The following is a 6,729-nucleotide window of genomic DNA, read 5'->3' on the forward strand; positions in this document are numbered from 1 at the left end:
ATACTAATTAAAATGAAAAGCAATATCATCCATACCGACAAACATGAACGTGAAGTCATCGATGATCTACAGGCCGTAGGATATACCGCCAGTTACAGACTTGTGGATGGAAAACTCCGTGACCTGAATTCTAAAAAGGATTTCTCAAGATCCGATATCATCATCGATCAGCAGTATCGATTTGAAGGGATGACCAATCCCGATGACCTCTCGATCTTATATGCCTTGAGCATGAGTGACGGCAGTAAAGGAACTTTAGTACTGGCCTATGGCCCTCAAGGAGATTCCGATGTGGTCGAATTCATGAAAGATGTGGAGATGGATTCGCATCCCGATTGAGAGGTCATTTCTCTAGAACCTAGTTCTGACTATTCTCTATCAAGCGGGTCAGGCATTCTTTGACTTTTTTCATATCAAAGGGCTTGGATATAAACCCATCCGCGCCAGATTCTCGGGCGTAGCGCTCTATTTCTGTATTAGCACTGAAGTATACGATGGGTATACCTTGGGTGCGTTCATCATTCTTGAGTGAGGCCACCGCTTTATCTCCCCCAATCTCTGGAATCCAGATATCCATGAGGATCAAGTCTGGGTTCACATCGAGCACTTCACCGATGACATCGGTCACATTGCTCCGGGTGACTACATCATATTCTTTGGACAGCATGATCTTCATCACTTCCAAGATGTCCAATTCATCATCGTAGATCAGTAATTTCTTTTTAGCCACTTCTTGTACTGTTTATCAGTTCGACATGTGTTCGACATTCTTCAAGCTCACTTCTTGGGAGTAAGGGAGTTCGAAAAAGAAGGTGCTTCCCTCCCCCAGCTTACTCTCCAGCCAAATACGTCCATTATGCCTTTTTACAATCTCGGATGCTATGTAGAGCCCGATACCTAGACCTGGTGCTACCTTCTCATCTTGTTTGACGCGGAAGAACTGTTTGAAGATCGCGTTCTTCTTGTCCTTGGGAATACCTATGCCTTTATCGGTGACAGCCACTTGAACTCCTTTTTCTCTCTCCTCGATATGTACATGAATCTCTGTTCCTTCATCACTGTATTTCACTGCATTGGTCAGTAGATTGTAGAGCAGCTGTTCGATGCGTGACCGGTCGGCTTCTACCTTCTTCTTCACATTTCCGTCTACCTTGATGATATGATTCTGATTGACATAGCTCTGATTCTCTACCGCTTTCTCTATCAACTTCTGTATATCTATCTTCTCCATAGAGAAGGCCAGTTTCCCGTTTTGAATCCGCGTGATATCCAGTAATTCTGAGACCAATTCGTTCAATCTCTTCTGATTCTGAAAACTGCGATCCAAGTAGGTCGATAGATTCTCATCCTTCTGGATGGTCTCATCCTCCATGAGCAATTCTGTATAGGCCATTACGGTGGTGAGTGGAGTCCTCAGTTCATGACTTGCGATGTTGAGGAAATCATCTTTGCGTTTCTCGAGCATCATACGCTCATGGATGTCGGTAGATGTTCCTATCCAATGGGTGATCTCATCGCTGGAATCCTTGATGGGGACACAACGTGTCAGATGCCAGCGGTATTTGCCGCTGTGCCCTTTGAGTCTATGATTGATGGAGAATGACTTTTCTTTTTGAATGGCCTTCATCCAACGCTCACCGGTCTCCTTGAGCTCATCGGGATGGATCACTTTCTGCCATCCCTCGGTCTGAAGTTCTTCATTGCTCAATCCTGTATACTCTATGAGCTGTCCATTATTGTAGGTGTTATTCCCGAAGGTGTCCGTGGTGAACATCTTCTGTGGCATCTCTTCTAGGATCTGAGTCATGAAGTCGGCCGTTTCCAAAAGTTTGTTCCTGGACTGGACCTGCTCACTGACATCATAGGATATCACCACAATACCTCGTATACCTCCCTCTCTATCGAGTCGAGGGGTCAGTACGGTATTGAAATAACTTGTAATAGTGGTTCCATCCACTTTATGGGTAAAGGGGACCTCCGATAGTGTGATGGGCTCCCAGCTTTCATAGCATTGATCCAGAATATCCCGATATCCTTGTTCAGCCACTTCTGGCAGGGCTTCATCCACCGATTTACCTAGCTTGGCCTTCTTGGTGAAGAGACGTTGCGAGAAAGCATTGTAATATTCCAAGACGTGTTCCGGTCCATTGAAGATGACCACAGATACCGGAGCTTGGTCGAAAACCTCTAGCAACTTCATGAAATCGTCTTCGACCTGCTGATGGGTCTCTGCCAAAAGTCCTCGGATGTATACCTCTTCGGTGATATCCTTTCCGAACATAACGACACTCTGACTTCCATCTTCCAAAGTGATACGTGAGAATGTGAGGTCCACGACTCTTGGTGCCGCTTTGGAGTCGGAGCTGATATGTATCTCCATCTCAGAGATATGTTTCGATCGCCCATTATCTTTGACATTCCGGATCATCTCGGCCAGTCGGTCGGCCTCTTTTCTACGTTTGAATACCTGCTTGACAGTGCGGCCCGTGATGGTGCGATCGCTGAAAAGATCCTCTAGTGCAGGATTCACATATTCCAATCGCATGAAGCGATCCTTGAATATCGCGATGTACTGGGGTGCAGCCTTGAAGAGTTGTTCGTAGAGAGCTTTACTACTTTCTGCCGCTTCGATGGCGTCCTTCAATTTCAACTCGGCCCGCTTATTTGCCGTGATATCCGTGATACTTAAAAGCACGTTCTGTTCCAGAGTGTCATCCCTGAAGCGGAGGGGTATGTATTCAAATGAGAAGAATCGCTGATCAGGAAATTCGATCACTCGGTCGCTCGATTGACCTTGTAATGCTTTTTTGAAATTCTTCTGGAAGGGCTTGAAATGCTCGGGGTCTATCAGATCAATGAATGAATGGCCTTGTTTTACCGATCGTCCATATAGAGACTTGACCAGATGAGAGGCTTTCTTATTCCGAGTGATGACATTGTAATTCCTGTCCAATAGAAGATGGCCTTGCCGGGTACTATTGAACAGCACTTGTAGACGGGCTGTTTGGATCTCGATATCCTTCTTCTGTCCTTCGATCTGTTTAGAGGCCTTTGCTATCTCTTGATAGGCGACTTCCAACTCCTCATTGGTCGCCTGTAGCTCCTCATTGCTGGTCTCTAGTTCCTCATTACTGGCCTGAAGTTCCTCATTGGAGGATTGCAACTCCTCATTGGTCGATTGAAGCTCCTCATTGCTGGTCTCCAATTCCTCGACCAGAGTATTCATATGTTCCTTAGTGGACTCTAGCTCCTGCTCGATTTCGAGCAGACGTGTACTGTCCACATCTTCTGACGGAACGTAATTCGTAGATGTCGGTAGATCCACTTCTATCGTGTATTTCTCGAAGATGAGAATGTAATGTGGGTCGGTAGGTGATGAGAAGAGCAGTGGTTTCATTACGAGACGCACATAGGTATGTTCATCTCCTTCCCTATTCTTCATCGCTCTCATGCGTCCTTTGACCAGGTCATTCTCCTTAAGAACCCTTGAAGCGATGCGTCTCGCCTCGAATTGCAGGTCCTCGATGATGACCTTGAGCAAGTGGGTGGACATATGTCCAGGTCTGAGCATGATGAACTCTTGGGTATTCTTACTGAGTTCGAGCACACGCATCTGATCGTCCACTACCACATATGGATGTTCGAAGGAATTGTAGAGTGTCTCTTTGATCTTGTCGTTCAAACTCAATTGGTCGAAATCCAGTTTAGAAGACCTCACGGGTTCTACCTCTGTTCTTATCCTTTTCAATTGAGGAAGGCTGTAGGACTTCCCTGACGCGTTCTTCTTCGTGTAGATCTTCAATTTGGAATCAGTGGTACCGAAAAGGTCCGTGAAACGACCGATACTCTCCGACTTGCCTAAGACCAATGTACCACTACTACGCAAGGCATAATGAAATATGGGTATGACATGCTTCTGTAGGGATGCATTGAAGTAGATCAGGAGATTCCTGCAACTGATCAGGTCCAGTCTGAGAAAAGGGGGATTGGCTGTTAGATCGTGTTTACTGAAGAGGATCATCTTCCGTATGGATTGGATGACCTCATATTTCCCATTGATGCGATTGAAGTAGCGATCGAGCAACTCCATGTCCAAGCCTGCCAATTTCTTCTTGTCATATTTTCCCGCTCGGGCGATCTGCAAGGCCTTTTGGTCGATATCTGTCGCAAAGATCTGTAGCTCGAGATTATCATGACCTAGGTCACGGGCGATCTCATGAATGAGAATGGCATAGGTATAGGCTTCTTCTCCGCTTGCACAGCCAGGGATCCAGATACGCAACTCTTCTCCCTCAATGATCTGGTTCTTTACCATCTTGACCAGGATCGGCCTCAGTTTCTCATAGACCTCCGGATTGCGGAAGAAACGAGTGACTCCGATGAGCATCTCGTTGAACAGGGTGTACAATTCCTCTGGGCTTTTAGTCAGATAGTCCAGATAGGCCTCCATGTCCTTGATGCGATGGACATCCATCCGCTTTTTCAACCTGCGATTGACTGTGTTCTTCTTGTAGCGACTGAAATCTACACCCATCTCCTGCTCAAGGAGTCCCAGGACTTCAAGTGAGGCCATCTGTTCTGAACTGAGCAGCTTGGTCTTTTTCTTTTTCGATCGTTCCAGCTTCAATTGGTCGGCCCGTATGGCGAGTATCTTCTTTCCTATGGTCGCAGGGTCGAGCACATAGTCGACCTGCCCGGTCTTCACCGCATTCTGTGGCATACCCACGTACTTGCAGGTCTCCAGACTTTGGGCCACAGTGATTCCCTTTTTCTTCTTGACCTTCTCGATTCCCAAGCTCCCGTCTTTACCTGTTCCGGAAAGGACTATGGCCACTGAATTTTTTCCAAAGCTCTCCGCCATGGTCTTGAAGATGCGGTCGACACTCGGGCTGGGAAAGGAGTCTTCGTCACTGAATTTGAAGCGCCCACTACTCACTACCAGATTACAATTGGGTGGAGTGACATAGATCACATCTGCTTTGATCTCTTCCCCGTCTTGGACTTCTTTGACCTGGAGGTCGGTCTTCTTCCCAAGCAACTCGGCCAGTACACTCTTGTATCTAGGACTTAGATGTTGAGCAATAACTATGGCGGAACCATCAAGCCCTTGTGGAAGATTCTCAAGTAGCACTTGCATAGGGTCCAGACCACCGGCACTTGCACCAATGGCGATCAGGGATCGGGCTTTCTTGCTTTTGGCTGACATGGAAAATCAGGGATCTGCGCTGAGAATGATGTGTGAATGTAAAAGTTCGTGGTGATTCCGTGTGATTAAAATGATGATAATCGGAAAAGCCCCCAAATCCTGATGGGGGCTTTTCCGACTTGGTCATGGAGATTCATAGCACTCGTCCATGTCTTGGTTATCATTTGTCATCGTTGATGTTCTCGATCTTGATCTTCACATCATCGGTCTTCAGTTTGGCCTCATCATTCTCGAGCTTCATCTTCATCTCGTCTGTTTTGACCTTCATCTCGTCTTCTTCGGTCTTGACCTTGCGAGTATCGCTTTTGAACTTGGCCTCATCGTCTTCGATCTTGGTCTTCGTGTTCTTGGTCTTTGCCTTGAATTCGTCATCTTCAGCACTGATTTTGACATTGTCGGTCTTCATGCGCATCTCGTCATCTTCGACACTGATTTTGGCGTTCTCACCTTTGTAGCGCATCTCATCATCTTCTACGCTGAGTTTGGCATTGTCCGACTTGATCTTCATCTCGTCATCTTCAACGCTCTTCTCATAGGAATCGGTCTCGATCTTGTACTCGTCATCCTCGTACTTCGCCTTGTATCCATCTTTTTCCCTGGACATCTCATCGGCTTCGATCTTCACCTCTTCATTTGGGCTCTTACGCTTGTATTCGTCACCATCTACCTTCACTTTGGTATTGGCTTCTCTATCCTTGCGCTTATACTCATCGGATGACATTTTCATCTTGGTATTTGCTTCGCGGTTCTTGACTTTCACATCGTCACCATCGATCTTGATCTTACCATTGGCAGTCTTGACTTTGGTGTCACCGTCACGTTCGCGTTGCATCTCCATAGAGTCGTCTTCATACTTGACATCATAGGGATGTGCACCTTGACTCTTCAAATACATAGCATATTGCTCCAAAGACATCATGTCTTTGAGCTTAGCATCTCTTTTCTCGAGTACCAGAAGTACTTCCTTATTATATCTGGAGTCCTTGGTCTTGTACTTATTATCCAATGAAGCTACTTCATCAGCTGTCCAGTCATTCAGGTCTTCTATCTCTTTGACCTGTTTCTTATCCAGGTCTAGGTCAGAGGCCATGGCCTTGCAGTCCAATTCGACTCTATCTTCTAATTTCTGGTCAGAGGCAGTCTGTTTATCCTTCTGAGCATTTACACTCACGGCTAGCATGAGAGCGATTGTAAAAAGTGTTATCTGTTTCATAATTCGATAAATTTTTAAAGTGCGGATTCGTTGTCGTGATATCTAAGAGTCAGAAACTGTACCGCAGCTAGATCAGTAAGCCCAATGCCCTTACACAATTGTATTTGACAGGCTCTAAGCAGTAAGCTCAGCTCGTTGGACCCAATATCTAACGCATTGATATTCAATAGCATGTAGAGCATCAATGCTATACATTCTAATTCGGGAAAAATTCTTCAGAACCTCTTGACCATGGTCTATCACAGAAAGTCTTTGTTGGGAATTCGATACCCCACATTGTGGAATCGGAGGTATATGGAGGATGTGATCA

At 45.9% G+C, this 6,729-nt stretch carries 4 protein-coding genes; 1 reads left to right on the plus strand and 3 read right to left on the minus strand.

Annotated features, from left to right (window positions below; translation table 11 throughout):
- The first annotated feature begins 12 nt into the window (after positions 1–12).
- Positions 13–339 carry a hypothetical protein gene (locus tag HKN79_00380; protein ID NNC82007.1) on the plus strand — a complete coding sequence of 109 codons (327 nt, stop codon included), beginning with the start codon at positions 13–15 and terminating at the stop codon, positions 337–339.
- 19 nt (positions 340–358) lie between these two features.
- On the opposite strand, the gene HKN79_00385 is transcribed toward HKN79_00380, so the two are convergent.
- The 3 genes from HKN79_00385 to HKN79_00395 all read right to left on the minus strand — a co-directional run bounded on the left by HKN79_00385 (position 359) and on the right by HKN79_00395 (position 6,419).
- On the minus strand, positions 359–730 hold the full coding sequence (locus tag HKN79_00385; protein NNC82008.1) for a response regulator: 372 nt from the start codon (positions 728–730) through the stop codon (positions 359–361).
- Positions 731–745: 15 nt separating this feature from the next.
- Entirely contained in the window at positions 746–5,206 is a 4,461-nt protein-coding gene (locus HKN79_00390) for a PAS domain-containing protein (protein NNC82009.1), read from the minus strand.
- Positions 5,207–5,366: 160 nt separating this feature from the next.
- Positions 5,367–6,419 (minus strand): hypothetical protein, encoded by a 1,053-nt coding sequence (locus HKN79_00395; protein ID NNC82010.1) that lies wholly within the window; start codon positions 6,417–6,419, stop codon positions 5,367–5,369.
- Positions 6,420–6,729 lie beyond the last annotated feature (310 nt).

The organism is Flavobacteriales bacterium (genome assembly GCA_013001705.1).
GTDB lineage: Bacteria > Bacteroidota > Bacteroidia > Flavobacteriales_D > JABDKJ01 > JABDLZ01.